Genomic DNA, 13,572 nt, shown 5'->3' with positions numbered 1-13,572 from the left:
TGATGCGGTCTCAGCGTCGACCTAACGCCTGCACGATGGCGTAGGTGTTCTGGTACTCACGCCAGCCCGCGATCTTGCCGTCCCGGACCCGCAGTACGCCGACGAATTGCGCGGCAGCTCGTTCACCGGTGACAGGATGCGCGCCTGCCAGCTCATACTCCAGTACGGCGACCTCCGGATCCGTCGTCTCGTGCACGACCAACGGCGTGAACCGGTCGAACCGCACCGGGAACTCCGACCGCGCCGGCACCGCAAACGCCAGCCACTCCTCGCGTCCGTCCCACCGCGCCGGACCACCCGCCGCGAACGGCGTCTCGATCACCACATCCTCGGCCAGCAGGTCATCTATCGCAGCGGGATCGCCGGTCCAGCTCCGGCCGAGACTCTCGATCATCGCCTGCAGCTCAGTCATGAGACCTCCAAAAGATGAGTGGCCGCTCACATTGTCTCGGAATATAGTGAGTGCCCACTCATATTTCAACGGAGGGCCGGATGGCATTGCGCGCCGACGCGGTCCGGAACCGCGCTGCGATCCTGACCGCCGCGTCCGAGGTCTTCGCCACGCACGGCCCGAATGCGACCACCGAGCAGGTGGCTCAGCAAGCCGGCGTGGCAGTCGGGACCGTGTTTCGGCATTTCCCGACCAAGGACGACCTGCTGGTCGCGATCATGAAGGAGTCGCTGGCCCGACTCGCCGCCCTGACGAACGAGTCGACCCTGGCGACGTTCTTCGATGCCGTCGTCGACGAAGCCGTCCGGACCAGGATGGTCGTCATCGCACTCGGCGATTCAGGACTGGACATCGGCGACGCACTGCAGGGCCTGACCGACAACGTCACTCAACTTCTCGACCAGGCGAAAGCGGCCGGCGAAGCCCGGCCGACAGTCCAGGTCGATGAAGTGATGGCTCTACTAACGGCAGCCGCCTACGCCGCCCAGCAAGCATCCTGGACAGCAGACCTCCGGCAGCGCACGCTGGCCGTGATTCTCCGCGGCCTCGAGTAGCTGGTTGCTCCGGGCGAGCGCAGGAGGTGTTGAGCACTTCGGGGGTAGAGGCAGTTAATTGCCTCGCGCAACTACTCGCGCATCGCCGGTGCGGCCGATCAACAGCGGATGGTTGAGCGATCCGGAGGATCGGGTGAGTGGTTGCTGCGTGCGGCCTGGTGCCCGTTGCCGGCGGCTGGCGGGCTGTGGTTCCTGCCTCATATCCCGGCAATCGCAAGTCCCGCATGAGCCCGCGGTGGTGAAGTACGAGATGGCTGCTCGCGGCTTCGGGTGACGAGCAACGGGTGAGTTGGCGATCAGGTGGCTGGTTGCGCGCCGACTGAGGACCGATTCGACGGACGGGTTAGGGATGTCCGGAGAGCTCGCGGGTGCATCTCTGCGGCGCTGTATTGCTGCGAGGGATGAGGCGGTGCTCGCGGCAGGCGCCGGAGGCTGATGTGCAGCGCGCTGGCCGACGTCTTGAAGGAGCTCCGCTGGAGTGTGCGGCGCCGCGAGTGAACTGTCGGGATTGCTGCGCGTAGAAGGATGCGGAAAGCGATTGACCGTCGGCTCGGTTGCCGGCGGGAGCGCGGCACCGGTTGATGCTCGCTGTGGTGGTGGTTCGGGGATAAGTGCTGTCGCTCCCGGCGGGATTACCACTGGCAACGGCTGCAACCAACCACCTGCGGGTGTCGGGGATTGCGGCCGCGGGCGGCCTGCCGGCGCGGCTTACGGGTCGCTTGTTGGGGTGGGAGCGGCCCAGGGGTCGGAGTGGTTCGGGACCAGGGCGGTCAGTCTGGTTCGGAGGGCTTCTCGGGCGGCGGCGAGCGTTGGGTTGGGGAGGGTGCTGGCTGCGGGGAGACGGGTTGGGTGCTCGTGGGTCGGATTGCTGCTGACGCGAGACGTGCTGACGCTGTTGTTGTCGGCGCTGGTGTTGGTGGGGACCGAGCGGGTGGCGCTGCCTGTAGTGGCAGTGGCGCTGCCTGGACTGGGTCTGCTGATGCTGTCCTGGCCGTCGCTCGTGCTGGAGCTGCGGCGGCGGTGGCTGGAGTTCGCGCTGGCGGCGCTGGACCAGATGTCGCTGGCCGGATTGCCCATGCTTGTACTGGCGCCGGTGAGGCTGGTGCCAGTGAGGCTGGTGCTGGTGCCGGCTATTGGCGAGCGGGCCTTGTCCGCGTTGGTGTGAGCGGAACTGGCCGTGCTGCTACCCGCGCTGGTTCGACCGGCGTTGTGGGCAGGGGTGTTCCAGGTGATGAGGTTGGCGAGGGTGGTGAGGTCGGTTGGGGGTGGGTCGGCCCAGGTAGGCCGGGTGACGTGGACGATGCCGTCGGTGATGGTGATGGTCCATTGGCCGGCGTGAACCGCGCGGTGGTGCAGGGCGCACAGGAGCGCGAGGTTGTTCAGGCTGGTGGGTCCTCCGTCGGCCCAGTGGATGAGGTGGTGGGCGTGGCACATCCACGGTGGTGCTTTGCAGACGACGCAGCCTTTGTCTCGTTTGTTGAGAGCTCGGCGCAGGTAGCGGTTGACGAAGCGTTGTTCGGTGCCGATGTCGAGGGGTTGGGAGTCGCCGCCGAGCACGATCGGCAGGACCGCTGCGTCGCAGGCCATTAGGCGGACGGCGGCGGCGGACAGGTTGCCGCCGAACACCAACTCACCCACCGCACCAGAACCAAGACCAGTGCCAGGGTTCCCGGTGGCGGGTACGCCGTTTGGCGCGTCGATGGCGGTTTTGAGGTCGTTGTAGTCGATGGTGACGGTCAGGTGTGGGACGCCGGGGTGGTCGGGATTACCGGCGGCGGCGTCGAGGAGTGCTTTGAGGGCGTCGGCTTGGCGCTTGTCGCGGGGGCGGGGGCGGGGGCGGGGGTCGAGCTTGCCGTCGATCGTCTTGTGCGGTTTGGAGAGCTTGTGGATCTGGGTCTCGAACAACTCGGCGCTGTCGCCGGCCAGGAAACCGGTGAACTTCACACCACCGTCGGATCGGCGCAGCCGCAGCGACTCCTTCGCGCGAGCCTCGTCTTCGGCAGGTTCGGGGCCGTCGGTGTCCAACGTGGCCAGAACCTTGTGGCCGAAGCGGGCGAGCTCGCGCGGGTTGGCGACCCGGGCGGCCTCGACCATCTGCTGCTCGGCGACGGTCAGGTGTTCGACCGGGACAGTGGAGGGTGCCTTCTCCAAGGTCGTGACGATCACCTTGGCCTGCTCGGGAGACAGGACCGCCGGGCGGGAAGGGTCACCAGGGTCGGGCAGGGCGGCGGTGACGGCAGGGTACTTGTGCAGGCACCCGGCGAAGGTGAGGTCCTTGCGGACCTCGGCCCGGTCGGTGCGGTAGCGCAAAGCTAGGAGCTCGACGGTGTCGCGGGCGCCTAGTTCTTGAGCGGTACCCATCTCGTCGAGACGGCCAATGACCTGCAGTTCATAGGTTTTCAGCAAGGACATGGCGGCCTTGAGGGTGTCGAGAGTCGACAGCAGTTCGCTGCCGCTCTGCGACCACGCCGGGGGCATCGCCACGATCTCCATACCCAACAGCCTAGACACGGCCACCGACAGTTTCCGAGCCCAGAACCCCTTATATACAAAGGATCTGTGGGCAATCGCGCGGGCTAGTTGCATGCGCAACTTGCCCACAGCTACTAGAGTTCGTGCCGGACCAGAGCGTGGAGTGCCACTAACCGTTGAGGACCTGCAGGACCTTTCCGGCCTTGTCGTACGCCGTCACCTTCGCGTCCGGCCGTCCCTGCGGGTCAGGGGCCAGGTAGGCCAGGGCGAACCAGCCTTCGCGGACGGCGATCTCGTGCGAACCGCCACTGACCGGTTCGATCCGGATCTTGGCGATGTTCGCCGGGATCCGCCCGGTCGAGACATTGAGCCAGCCGTCACACTTGTTCCTCGAACAGTTCTGCTGCCCACCGCTCGGGTACATGAAGGCCTCCCCGAACGTGTTCCGGCCGACGATGTTGCTCCTGAGGATGTGCGATGCCGGACCGAGGTACGGCTCGTGCTCTCGTGTGAGCATCAGGGCGCAGGTCACGGTGCTCTTGCCCGACGGCGATTGGGCGACCAGCGCGGCCGCGAGGCCCGGCTGGGTGTCGGTGGCGATGATCCGCCACTTGGTCAGATCGGTCCAGAACTGCACCGAACAGTTGCGCAGCTGGCCTGCCGCGGTCGCCGGGATGGGGTCACGCCGGGCGGCGGCGACCAACGCCGCGGACGGCTTGTCCCCGCCTGGAATGATGCACTCCGCGTAGCGATCGCCCTTCTGCAACTGGAACATCACCGACATGCCGGCGTACCAGTTCGGCGCGTTCCGGATCGGCCGCTTGACCTCGGGATAGCGCAGCGCGCACCGGCGGTTCGCCTCCTTCAGCGCCAGCTGGTTGCCCGATCCCATTTCACCGCGCGGCACGCCGGGCACCGCGGTGAAGTCCGAAGCGACACTGGTCTTCTTGGACGGGCTCGCCACATTGGGCTCCGGCGTCGGAACCGCCGACCCTGGTAGCAGACTGGCACCGACCGCGACGGCGGCCACTGCGCTGACTACTCCCCCGACACCGAGCAGGCGGCGGGTACGGCGACTCCGGCGGCCGCGTGTGAGCATCGCTTGCGGGTCGATCGGGTCCAGGGGATCGGTGGCGGCGAGCCGGTTCAGTTCGGCGCCGACGACTCGTTCGTCGTCCATGGGGTTCTCCTTCACGCAGGCCTGCCGATCCGGCGGGCCTGGTCGATGGCGGTTCGGAGAGTGTCGAGGCCGCGCGCGGCCTGGCTCTTCACGGTGCCGGTCGAGCAACCCAGGATCTGGGCGGTCTGCTCGATCGACAGATCCTCGTAGTACCGCAGGACGACGCAGGCCCGCTGGCGCGGAGCGAGCGTCGCGAGGGCGGCGAGGACCTCGTCGCGGTCGGCGTGCCCGACGGCCGGGTCGGCGTACGGTGTGACCCGGTCCGCGGGCAGGTCAGCGGTCGGCACTTCCCGGCGCCAGGGGCGCCGGCCGCTGTCCAGGGCCGCGTTGACGACCGTACGGCGGGCGTAGGCGAGCGGGTTCCCACCGCGATCGACCTTCGCCCACGAGCGGTACAGCTTGCACAGAGCGTCCTGTACGACGTCGTCGGCGCGATGCCAGTCGCCGCAGACCAGGAACGCGGTCCGCCGCAACGACGCACTCACCGCCGCGACGAACTCGACGTACTCCTGATCCCGGTCCGGCATCGGCCCTCCACTCTCCTCTGTCCCCCTCAATACGAGCGGCCGGGAGAGTGAGGTTGCACGTCAGCGCAGGTCGGCGAGATGCCCGCCCGGATCACCCAGGTGGACGGCGGTCGCCTGCGGCGCGTAGCCGACGCGGCGGTAGACGCGATCGGCTCCGTCGTCGCCCGGGGTGAGCCAGGCGAGCGAGGCGCCGGCCTCGTCGAAGGCGTATTGAGTCGCGTACGCCGTCGCGATCGCGGCGAGGCCTTGCCGACGGTGAGTGTGGACCGTGCCGACGCCGGCGACCTCGGTGACGCCGTCAGCAACAGCCGTCCAGGCAGCGGTCGCAACCGCGACGCCGTCCTTCCGAACGAGCACCGCACCACCGTCGCTGAGTACGGGCTGATAGGTGAAGCCGACCTCGTCGGTCTCGTAGGCATCCGCCGCAACCGCGTTCGCGTCGGCCTGATCCGCGTCGGAGCTCACCAGTTGCACGGTCACGCCGGCGGGCAGCGGCGGCGGCACCAGATCGTCGGGCTCGACCACCAGCAGCGGCGGCCGGGAGACGATCGTCATGCCGTGGGTCTCCAGCTCCTCGGCCAGCCCCGGGTTTGCTTCTTCGATCAGCTCGGCGCTCAGCCAGCGTCCCTCGGCCGCGAAGGCTTTCCGCAGAACCGTCACCGACTCCCGCACCTCGTCCGGATCGAACGGCGTACCAGGCTCGGCGGCGACCATCGTCGACAGGAACCAGGTGTCCTCGTCGTGTAGGAGGCCGACCAACGGCCCGACGACGATCTGCCGGCGCGACCGGCCCAAGCCGCTCAACTGTGCTCGCGCGATCCGCGCCCCGATCTGCATACCACCGACCCTAGTCCGTCGGTCCGACAGCCCTCGACCGCATTTCAGCCAGCAACACAAGGTCGAGCAACCGGTCGAGGTCTGCGGTCGTCGGCGGCTGCCCGAGCAGGTTGCCGAGCGCGTCGATGGTCCGGACGAGGTCGTCGTGCACCGCGGCGCGCGTGCGACCGCGCCCCACGACCGCCTTGATCACGTCAGCCCCACGCGGAGAGGCATCCACCAGCTCGGCGCCGACCGACGGAAGCTCGTCGACGGTCTCGCCGATCCGCACCTCCAGGCGAGTGCCGAGCGCCTCGGCCAACCGGTCGAGCGCGGCGACGGTCGGGTTGCCGCGACCGTTCTCCAGGTTGGCGATGTAGGGCACGGACAGGCCGGCATCCATCGCGACCGACGCGATCGTGCGCCCGGCCGCCTTGCGGCGATCGCGGAGTACTTCACCCAGTTCCACGCTGGGATTCTATTCTGACAAAACATTATTGCCAAGCATTGTTCTGTCAGGATACCTTCCCGGCTTGTGAGCGCAGACTTCCGGCGGTTGTGGATCAGCAGCGGCATCTCCGGCGTCGGAACCTGGCTGCTGGTGGTCGCCCTGCCGGTTCAGGTCTTCACCTTGACCGGCTCAGCCGCCGCGACCGGACTGACGCTGGCCCTCGAGGCCCTGCCGCCACTACTGCTTGGGCCATGGGCCGGCGCTCTGCTCGACCGCTGGGACCTTTCGCGAGCGCTGTGGATCGCAGACCTGGTCAGCGCGGCCGCGGTGGCGGCGATCCTGTTCGCCAACGCGGATCGGATCTGGCTGATCTACCTGGCGGTCCTCGTCGAAAACGCAGCCGCCACAGTGTTTCGCCCCGCATCTCGCGCTCTGATCCCGGCCGTCGTCGGAACCGGCCCAGAGCTGGCCAGGGCCAACGCGATCACCGCCACGACCGCGAGCACCATCCGCCTGGCCGCACCACCGCTCGGCGCGCTGCTGCTGGCCGGCCCCGGCATGACGACGGTCCTGATCATCGACATCGTCAGCTACTTGTTGTCAGCGGCAATCATCGCGACGATCCGCGCCTACCCGCGGACCTCCGACGTCGGCGGCGTACGCCCCGGCGTCGAGTACGTCGTTCGCCACCGGGCCTTACGTGGAATCCTGCTCGGCCAAACGCTCTTCCTCACCGCGAACGCCGGCCTGACAGCGCTCCTGGTTCCCTTCATCGTGAACCGGCTGCACGCACCCGGCGCAACCGTCGGCTACCTCATCTCAGGCCTCGGCGCCGGCTACCTGATCGGCGCGGCCCTGAGCTCGAAGGCCCAGTCCTGGTTAGGGATTCGCGGGCTCCTCGCCATAACTCAACTCGCCACGGCTGCCGCGTTCTTCCTGCTCGTCAACTCACCGAACGTCGCCTGGGCGATCGGCGCCGCAGTCCTGATCGGTCCCCCCGGGAGCATCCTGCTGATCACCGCCGAGACCGCGATCCAGCGAACCGCGCCACCCACCATGCTCGCTCGCATCGGCGCACTCTTCTTCGCCGCCGATTCGCTCGCCCTCATCATCGGCGCGCTGGCCGCACCGGCCGCGACACTAGCCCTCGGCCTGCCGGTCACCCTCAACGCGCTCGCGGGGTTCGCCGTGATCGCCGGCTTGTTGACGCTGATCGTCGTACCGGGTCATCCGGCAGCGTTCACGAGGACGCCGCAGCAGCGTCGTACCGAGCTCGGGACGTAGCAATCTCGGCCTGGTGGGTCTCGGTCCACGTGACCAGCGACTGGATCGTCGCATGCAGCGTGACGCCGAGCGGCGTGAGCTCGTAGTCGACGCGTGGCGGCACGACCGGGTAGACGGTTCGCTTCACGAGCCCGTCGCGCTCCAGCTGGCGCAGCGTGACGGTCAGCATCCGCTGACTGATTCCGTCGATCGTCTTCTTCAGCTCGGTGAACCGCATCGAGCGGTCGTCGAGCAGCGCGATCACGAGCAACGACCACTTGTCGCCGATCCGGTCCAGGATCTGCCGGACGTCGCAGTCCTCCCGGGTGTCCCACTGGAAGGCCTCCTCGGTACAGCAGGAGTGACTCGGTTCCTTCAAAGTGCCTTCTTCCATAGCTGTCGATGGTTCCCGAGGATGGGGTCAGTTACAAGAGAGAACCATCGATCACCTGGGAGTTTTCGTGTCGACAACCCTCACTGCCCGGTCCTGGGCAGTCCTGTTCGTGCTCTGCGGCGCGATCTTCCTGGAGGGCATCGACGTCTCGATGATGGGCGTCGCCCTGCCTTCCATCCGGGCCGAGCTCGGCCTGAGCACCGGTGAACTGCAGTGGATCGTCAGCGCCTACGCACTCAGCTACGGCGGCTTCGTCCTGCTCGGCGGCCGGGCCGCGGATCTGCTCGGGCGGCGCCGGATGTTCGTCGGCTGGCTGGTCGTATTCCTGCTGTTCAGCGGACTCGGCGGGCTCGCGACCGAGGGCTGGGTGCTGATCCTTGCGCGCTTCGCCACCGGGGTCGCGGCCGCCTTCATGACACCGGCCGGCCTGTCGATCATCACCACCACCTACCCCGAAGGCCCGCAACGCAACAAGGCTCTCCTCGTGTACGCCGGTACGGCGGCCGGCGGCTTCTCGCTCGGCATGGTCACCGGCGGGCTGCTGACCACGATCGACTGGCGGTGGGTCTTCTTCGCGCCGGTCCTGGTGTCGGCGGCGATCCTGGCCGCAGCGATCGTCCTGATCCCGCGGGACGCACAACGACCGGCGATCCGCTCCGGATTCGATCTGGCCGGCGCCTTCACTCTCACCGGCGGGATGCTGCTGCTGGTCGCCACCGTCGTCCGCGCACCGGACGTCGCACTGATCCAAACCCTGATCACCGCAGCAGCCGGTACGGCGTTGCTCGCGGCCTTCGGAGCGATTGAGCGGCGAGCGAAGAGCCCGCTGATCCGCCTCGGCCTGCTGCGAAACGCCGCACTGATCCGGGCGAACCTCGGCGCGATCCTGCTCGTCGGCTCGTTCGTCGGCTTCCAGTTCGTCACTGTTCTCTACCTGCAGGAGCTGCGCGGCTGGTCGGAGTGGAAGACCGGACTGGCGTTGATGGTGATCGGGATCGACTCGGTGCTGGCGCCGACGCTGACGCCGTGGCTGGTCAACCGCTTCGGGAACGCCCGCGTAGTCTTCGGCGGCTTCGTGCTCGCAACCCTTGCCTACCTGGCCTTCCTTCCCCTCGGTACGACGTTCGCCGCGATGCTGCCGACGTTCCTGCTGCTCGGTCTCGGGTTCGCGCTCGCGTACGGACCGCTGACGATCGCAGCGACGGATCGGGTCGCCGAGGACGAGCAAGGACTGGCCGGTGGCGTGCTGACCACGTCCTTCCAGTTCGGCGGCGCACTCGGGCTCGCGATGGTGGCCGCCGTACTGGCCGCGGCGGACGAGTTGACGACCGATGCCTTCCGCAACGGTCTGCTGGTCCCGCTGATCGCGGCCGGAATCGGCGTCGCCGTCGCAGCCGCCGGATTGCGTACACCAATGCGTGACCGGATGGCCGCACAGGGTTAGCAGGCTCTGCATATTCAAGGACGTACGACATTTCCATCGGCTTCGAAACATCGCCATGGCTGCCGAATCGTTATTGGTAAATCCGTGCAAACATTCTTGACAGCTCATTCGAAGGCGCGGATAAGCATCCGGCGAGACGGCCCTGACCAGGGGATTCGTAGGGTTTCCCTACTCTCCGTCAAGGCTCTGTAAAGGTCCCTGCGGAAGTGTTCCTGCGGCGGCGGAGATGAGGTGTTCTTTTCTCAAGCCCAGGACAAAGCCGTCCGGGGCGCCGACCGAGACTGCCGAAGGAACCCGCTGATGACCGAGACGCTCGAAACGCCCCTCACGCACCGTCGGGTGCGAGTGTGGTTCGGCGCTCACCCGATCGCGGACCACACCGCCACAGCGGAGCAGGCAGCGCAGTACGAGGAAGCCATGCAGCGGCGTTTCGCCTCCCTCCGGGTGACGAGCGAGCCGGTGCCGGCGGACGTTGTGGCCGGGCCGGGTCGATGACGACCCGGCCGACGCTGCTCGGATATGTGCGGGCCGACGCGCTGAGTTGCGCGGAGGAGCTGGCCGCGGCGACAGATTCCCTCGCCGCCTTCGCCAGCGCCGAGGGATTCACCCTCGGCACGGTCTACACCGAGCGCGACACGGCCGAATCCGCCGCCTTCCACGCACTGCTCGAGGAGGTGAAGCGGTCCGACGTCCGTGCGGTCGTCGTCCCCGCGATGCACCACCTCGGCTCGGTCGGCTCCCCGGCTGCGATGCGGCAACACCTCGAGTTCCACCAGGCGCATGTCTGGGCTGTGAATCCGAAGGCATAACTCAACACAGACAAGCGGAGCTGACGTCTTGACCCCTGCATCGGCGTCGGTTCCGCTCTCCACCTCCACAGCTGCACCGGGAATGCCCGGGCGGTAGTGGACCACCAAGGCCCCACCGGCTGCTACCGGTGGGGCCTTGTCGATGCCCTAGGCAACTATCTTGTAGCCGAACGGCTTCACCCGCGCGGCGGCGCCGGCTCGGCGACTTCTGGTCTAGCCCCCACGTCATCCAGTAATACCCGGGCGGCCCGTCCGGGGCCGAAAGGTTCGATAAACGTCAAGTTTTTGGCTCCTCCCGCGTGCGTCGAGGTGTGCTCGCGGCCAGAGTGGGGTACCACTAGTTCGTCCCGCGGTTCAGTCAGTGTCATTCGGGCATGGGTGAAACTCACCGAGCCGCGAGTTCTCCCACTGAGGGGCGGGAGAACGACCGGACCCGGCGGGCGCATCCCAGGTGCGCCCGCCGAGCTCGGGTCCGCTGAGAGCGCTCTAGCGGCAGGCGTTCCTCGCGGGCAGCGTGCCCTCCAGGAAGTACGCCGTGATGTGCGTGCGGGCGCACTCCGAGTTCAGGTACGCCGTGTGGCCGTGGGCCTGGGCGATGAACAGGTGACTGTTGTCGATCTGCCGGGCCAGGCCGCGAGCGCCCGAGACCGGAGTCGACGGATCGTTCGACGACGATGCGATCAGGATCGGCGGTGCGCCGTGGACCGGCGTGCGCTGCCACGGGTTGCTCGGCGGGATGGGCCAGCCGGAGCAGGCGGCCGCCATCGCCCAGGCCTCGACGGCGCCGCCGACGCGCGGGGCGACGGCTTTGGCGAGAGCGAGCCGGGCGCGGGCGTCGACGTACCCGCGGAGTTCGCCGGGGAGGTCCATGCAGGAGACGGCCGCGTAGGCGGTCTCGGGGTAGCCGATGTAGCTGGAGCCGAAGCCCGAGCCGTCGCCCTTGGCCGCCTTGGCGAGGGCGCTCGCGAGGGCGGTCCAGTCGGAGCCGAACATCTCGAGTTTCGGCAGCAGCGCGGGCAGCGCCATCCGCATCACGTCGCCGGTGACCGGACCGTTCGGGCTGGTCAGCGGGGTCTTGTCGGCCTTCGCGACCGTCTTGTCCCACAGTGCGCCGACGTCCTGACCGTGCAGCTCGCAGGCCTTGTCCGCGGCACACCAGTCGATGAACGCGTCGAACTCGCTCTCCATCGACTTGGCCTCTTCGAGCATGAACCGGGTCGAGCCCTGCGAGTGGTCGACGATGCCGTCGAGCAGCATCCGGTCGACGCGGTGCGGGAACAGCTGCGCGTAGATCGTGCCGAGGAACGACCCGTACGACATCCCGAAGAAGCTGATCTTGCGCTCGCCCAACGCGGCGCGGATCGCGTCGATGTCGCGTGCCACGGTGCGGGTGTCCAGGTTGCGCATCAGATCACCGTGCTGCTTGAGGCACTGTTCACCGGTGGCCCGGCTGGACGCGACCATCGCGTCGTACTGCGCCTTCGTCTTCGGGAACACCGGTACGCCGGGACGCAGCACCGGGCCGCAGTCGAGCTGACTGCTCCTCCCGGAACCGCGGGGATCGAAGCTGACCAGGTCGTAGGTGTCCCGCAACGGACCGAGGAAGAAATCGGCCAGCCCTGCTTCGAAGATCGACCCACCCGCGCCACCCGGTCCGCCGGGGTTGAAGACCAGCGAGCCGCGCTTGTGCGCCTGATCCTTGGCCGGGACCCGCACGACGAAGACGTTCGTCGTCGGGCCCGAGGGCTTCGACCAGTTCAGCGGCACCTTCAGTGTCGCGCACTGCTCGACCGCCCCCGGGTGGCATTCCTTCCACTGCAGTCCGGCCGCTGCCGCCGTACCGGCCGGCAACAGTCCGGCAAGCAGCACCCCTGCCCCGAGCACCCCACTCAGCTTTTTCCACATGCTCGCAACTTACGACCTGCCCGGTTCAGTGCTCCGGAGCGAAGTCGTGGAAGCCGAGCAGGTGGGCGATGCGGCCGTCAGCGTCGAGCGTGACGATGTCGGTGCCGCCGGCGACCGGCTCCTGGCCTTCCGCCTTCAGGTGCCAGGTCCAGCGGTAGTAGTTGTGGTGCTCGTCGATCTCACCGATGTGGACGAAGGTGAGGCCGGGGAACATCTGCTGGGCGGCGCCCATCAGCTTGTTGAGCTCGTCGGGCCCGTGCGTCTCGAAGCTCGGGTCGACGAAGGTAGCGGTCTCGGTCCAGGTGGCCGCGATCAGTTCGGCCCGGCGGTCGGCGTCGGGCTCGTTCCAGGTCGCGAAGTACTGGGTGGCGAGAGTCTGTGCGGTCATCGTTTCCTCCTGGTTGGTTCGGATGACCAGAACCTTGCCGCCGCGGACCGCGTCCGGTCGATGACGTCAGAGGTAATGGCGGTCCCTACACCGGCGGCTACCGTCAAGGCATGACAGAGACGTTCCAGCGCCCGGTCGGTGAGTTGCTGCGCGGTTGGCGCGAGCACCGGCGGCTCAGCCAGCTCGATCTCGCGAACCGGGTCGACGTGTCCACGCGGCACGTCAGCTTCGTCGAGACCGGTCGGTCGCGGCCGAGCCGGGAGATGGTGCTGCGGCTCGCGGAGCATCTCGACGTACCGCTGCGCGATCGCAATCAGTTGCTGCTCGCCGGTGGGTATGCACCGATTTACAGCGAGTCCTCACTGCATTCGCCGGCCATGCTGGCGATCCGGACCACGCTGCGCCGGTTGCTCGAAGCGCATCAGCCGTATCCGGCTCTGGTGGTCGACCGCTGGTGGAACATCGTCGAGGCGAACGCCGGCATCAAGATCTTCACCACCGGCGTCGACGACAAGTTGCTCCAGGCACCTGTCAACGCGCTCCGGCTGACCTTGCACCCGGACGGCCTGGGCGGCCGGATCACCAACCTGCCCGAGGTCCGCGCCGCCGCGTTGACCAGCCTGCAACGCCAGATCGTCAGCACCGCCGACCCCGAACTCCAGGACCTGTACGACGAACTCCGCGGCTACGCGACCGACGATCAGCCGGTCCACAGCGGGCCGTCGGAGGTCGTCGTACCGGTCCAGCTGACGTACCAGGGCGAGCAGCTGTCGTTGCTGACGATGATCGCGACCTTCGGGACACCGCTCGACGTCACCGTCTCCGAGCTGATGATCGAGTCGTTCTACCCGGCCGATGAGGCCACCGCCGAACTGCTGCGGAAGCTGGCATAACACCACGGCCCCGCTCCGGCAGCAG

The 13,572-nt window shown here is 67.7% G+C and carries 15 protein-coding genes; 6 read left to right on the top strand and 9 right to left on the bottom strand.

Annotated features, from left to right (window positions below; translation table 11 throughout):
• Positions 1–10: 10 nt before the first annotated feature.
• Entirely contained in the window at positions 11–412 is a 402-nt protein-coding gene (locus ABZS29_RS27265) for a nuclear transport factor 2 family protein (RefSeq protein ID WP_355465888.1), read from the bottom strand.
• 80 nt (positions 413–492) lie between these two features.
• Here ABZS29_RS27265 and ABZS29_RS27260 point away from each other — a divergent pair, with 80 nt between their 5' ends.
• Positions 493–1,005, top strand: a complete 513-nt coding sequence (locus tag ABZS29_RS27260; protein ID WP_355465886.1) for a helix-turn-helix domain-containing protein — start codon at positions 493–495, stop codon at positions 1,003–1,005.
• 708 nt (positions 1,006–1,713) lie between these two features.
• On the opposite strand, the gene ABZS29_RS27255 is transcribed toward ABZS29_RS27260, so the two are convergent.
• The 5 genes from ABZS29_RS27255 to ABZS29_RS27235 form a co-directional block, all read right to left on the bottom strand.
• Positions 1,714–3,498: a DUF222 domain-containing protein gene (locus tag ABZS29_RS27255; protein WP_355465884.1), complete on the bottom strand. Its 1,785-nt coding sequence runs from the start codon at positions 3,496–3,498 to the stop codon at positions 1,714–1,716.
• A gap of 148 nt (positions 3,499–3,646) precedes the next feature.
• Entirely contained in the window at positions 3,647–4,657 is a 1,011-nt protein-coding gene (locus ABZS29_RS27250) for a hypothetical protein (protein ID WP_355465882.1), read from the bottom strand.
• A gap of 11 nt (positions 4,658–4,668) precedes the next feature.
• Positions 4,669–5,184 (bottom strand): SigE family RNA polymerase sigma factor, encoded by a 516-nt coding sequence (locus tag ABZS29_RS27245; RefSeq protein ID WP_355465880.1) that lies wholly within the window; start codon positions 5,182–5,184, stop codon positions 4,669–4,671.
• A gap of 60 nt (positions 5,185–5,244) precedes the next feature.
• The gene (locus ABZS29_RS27240) at positions 5,245–6,021 is read right to left on the bottom strand and encodes a GNAT family N-acetyltransferase (RefSeq protein ID WP_355465878.1); all 777 of its coding nucleotides are present in this window, start codon (positions 6,019–6,021) and stop codon (positions 5,245–5,247) included.
• 10 nt (positions 6,022–6,031) lie between these two features.
• Positions 6,032–6,469: a helix-turn-helix transcriptional regulator gene (locus ABZS29_RS27235; protein WP_355465876.1), complete on the bottom strand. Its 438-nt coding sequence runs from the start codon at positions 6,467–6,469 to the stop codon at positions 6,032–6,034.
• 66 nt (positions 6,470–6,535) lie between these two features.
• Between ABZS29_RS27235 and ABZS29_RS27230 the strand changes: the two genes are divergently transcribed.
• Positions 6,536–7,735: an MFS transporter gene (locus ABZS29_RS27230; RefSeq protein ID WP_355465874.1), complete on the top strand. Its 1,200-nt coding sequence runs from the start codon at positions 6,536–6,538 to the stop codon at positions 7,733–7,735.
• Here ABZS29_RS27230 and ABZS29_RS27225 read toward each other — a convergent pair.
• Positions 7,692–8,108: a helix-turn-helix domain-containing protein gene (locus tag ABZS29_RS27225; RefSeq protein WP_355465872.1), complete on the bottom strand. Its 417-nt coding sequence runs from the start codon at positions 8,106–8,108 to the stop codon at positions 7,692–7,694. The two genes, ABZS29_RS27230 and ABZS29_RS27225, sit on opposite strands and share 44 nt — an antisense overlap.
• Positions 8,109–8,175: 67 nt before the next feature.
• On the opposite strand from ABZS29_RS27225, the gene ABZS29_RS27220 reads away from it, so the two are divergent.
• The 3 genes from ABZS29_RS27220 to ABZS29_RS27210 all read left to right on the top strand — a co-directional run bounded on the left by ABZS29_RS27220 (position 8,176) and on the right by ABZS29_RS27210 (position 10,361).
• The gene (locus ABZS29_RS27220; protein ID WP_355465870.1) at positions 8,176–9,552 is read left to right on the top strand and encodes an MFS transporter; all 1,377 of its coding nucleotides are present in this window, start codon (positions 8,176–8,178) and stop codon (positions 9,550–9,552) included.
• A gap of 300 nt (positions 9,553–9,852) precedes the next feature.
• Complete coding sequence (locus ABZS29_RS27215) at positions 9,853–10,047, top strand: hypothetical protein (protein ID WP_355465868.1); 195 nt, start codon at positions 9,853–9,855, stop codon at positions 10,045–10,047.
• Positions 10,044–10,361, top strand: coding sequence for a hypothetical protein (locus ABZS29_RS27210; protein WP_355465866.1), 318 nt, complete (start codon positions 10,044–10,046; stop codon positions 10,359–10,361). The genes ABZS29_RS27215 and ABZS29_RS27210 overlap by 4 nt, the downstream gene beginning before the upstream one ends.
• 486 nt (positions 10,362–10,847) lie before the next feature.
• Here the strand turns inward: ABZS29_RS27210 and ABZS29_RS27205 are convergent, their stop codons facing one another.
• Positions 10,848–12,266, bottom strand: coding sequence for an alpha/beta hydrolase (locus ABZS29_RS27205; protein ID WP_355465864.1), 1,419 nt, complete (start codon positions 12,264–12,266; stop codon positions 10,848–10,850).
• 25 nt (positions 12,267–12,291) lie between these two features.
• On the bottom strand, positions 12,292–12,654 hold the full coding sequence (locus tag ABZS29_RS27200) for a nuclear transport factor 2 family protein (RefSeq protein ID WP_355465863.1): 363 nt from the start codon (positions 12,652–12,654) through the stop codon (positions 12,292–12,294).
• A gap of 110 nt (positions 12,655–12,764) precedes the next feature.
• On the opposite strand from ABZS29_RS27200, the gene ABZS29_RS27195 reads away from it, so the two are divergent.
• The gene (locus ABZS29_RS27195; protein ID WP_355465861.1) at positions 12,765–13,547 is read left to right on the top strand and encodes a helix-turn-helix transcriptional regulator; all 783 of its coding nucleotides are present in this window, start codon (positions 12,765–12,767) and stop codon (positions 13,545–13,547) included.
• Positions 13,548–13,572: the final 25 nt, after the last annotated feature.

This window comes from Kribbella sp. NPDC005582, from assembly GCF_040605415.1.
GTDB lineage: Bacteria > Actinomycetota > Actinomycetes > Propionibacteriales > Kribbellaceae > Kribbella.
This window is presented reverse-complemented; position numbering and strand designations above follow the sequence as displayed.

Bases quoted from the DNA above. Each gene is read 5' to 3' on its own strand.
- ABZS29_RS27265 (WP_355465888.1), bottom strand. From the start codon at position 412: ATGACTGAGCTGCAGGCGATGATCGAGAGTCTCGGCCGGAGCTGGACC.
- ABZS29_RS27195 (WP_355465861.1), top strand. From the start codon at position 12,765: ATGACAGAGACGTTCCAGCGCCCGGTCGGTGAGTTGCTGCGCGGTTGG.
- ABZS29_RS27240 (WP_355465878.1), bottom strand. From the start codon at position 6,021: ATGCAGATCGGGGCGCGGATCGCGCGAGCACAGTTGAGCGGCTTGGGC.
- ABZS29_RS27245 (WP_355465880.1), bottom strand. From the start codon at position 5,184: ATGCCGGACCGGGATCAGGAGTACGTCGAGTTCGTCGCGGCGGTGAGT.
- ABZS29_RS27215 (WP_355465868.1), top strand. From the start codon at position 9,853: ATGACCGAGACGCTCGAAACGCCCCTCACGCACCGTCGGGTGCGAGTG.
- ABZS29_RS27260 (WP_355465886.1), top strand. From the start codon at position 493: ATGGCATTGCGCGCCGACGCGGTCCGGAACCGCGCTGCGATCCTGACC.
- ABZS29_RS27255 (WP_355465884.1), bottom strand. From the start codon at position 3,498: ATGGAGATCGTGGCGATGCCCCCGGCGTGGTCGCAGAGCGGCAGCGAA.
- ABZS29_RS27225 (WP_355465872.1), bottom strand. From the start codon at position 8,108: ATGGAAGAAGGCACTTTGAAGGAACCGAGTCACTCCTGCTGTACCGAG.
- ABZS29_RS27250 (WP_355465882.1), bottom strand. From the start codon at position 4,657: ATGGACGACGAACGAGTCGTCGGCGCCGAACTGAACCGGCTCGCCGCC.
- ABZS29_RS27200 (WP_355465863.1), bottom strand. From the start codon at position 12,654: ATGACCGCACAGACTCTCGCCACCCAGTACTTCGCGACCTGGAACGAG.
- ABZS29_RS27205 (WP_355465864.1), bottom strand. From the start codon at position 12,266: ATGTGGAAAAAGCTGAGTGGGGTGCTCGGGGCAGGGGTGCTGCTTGCC.
- ABZS29_RS27210 (WP_355465866.1), top strand. From the start codon at position 10,044: ATGACGACCCGGCCGACGCTGCTCGGATATGTGCGGGCCGACGCGCTG.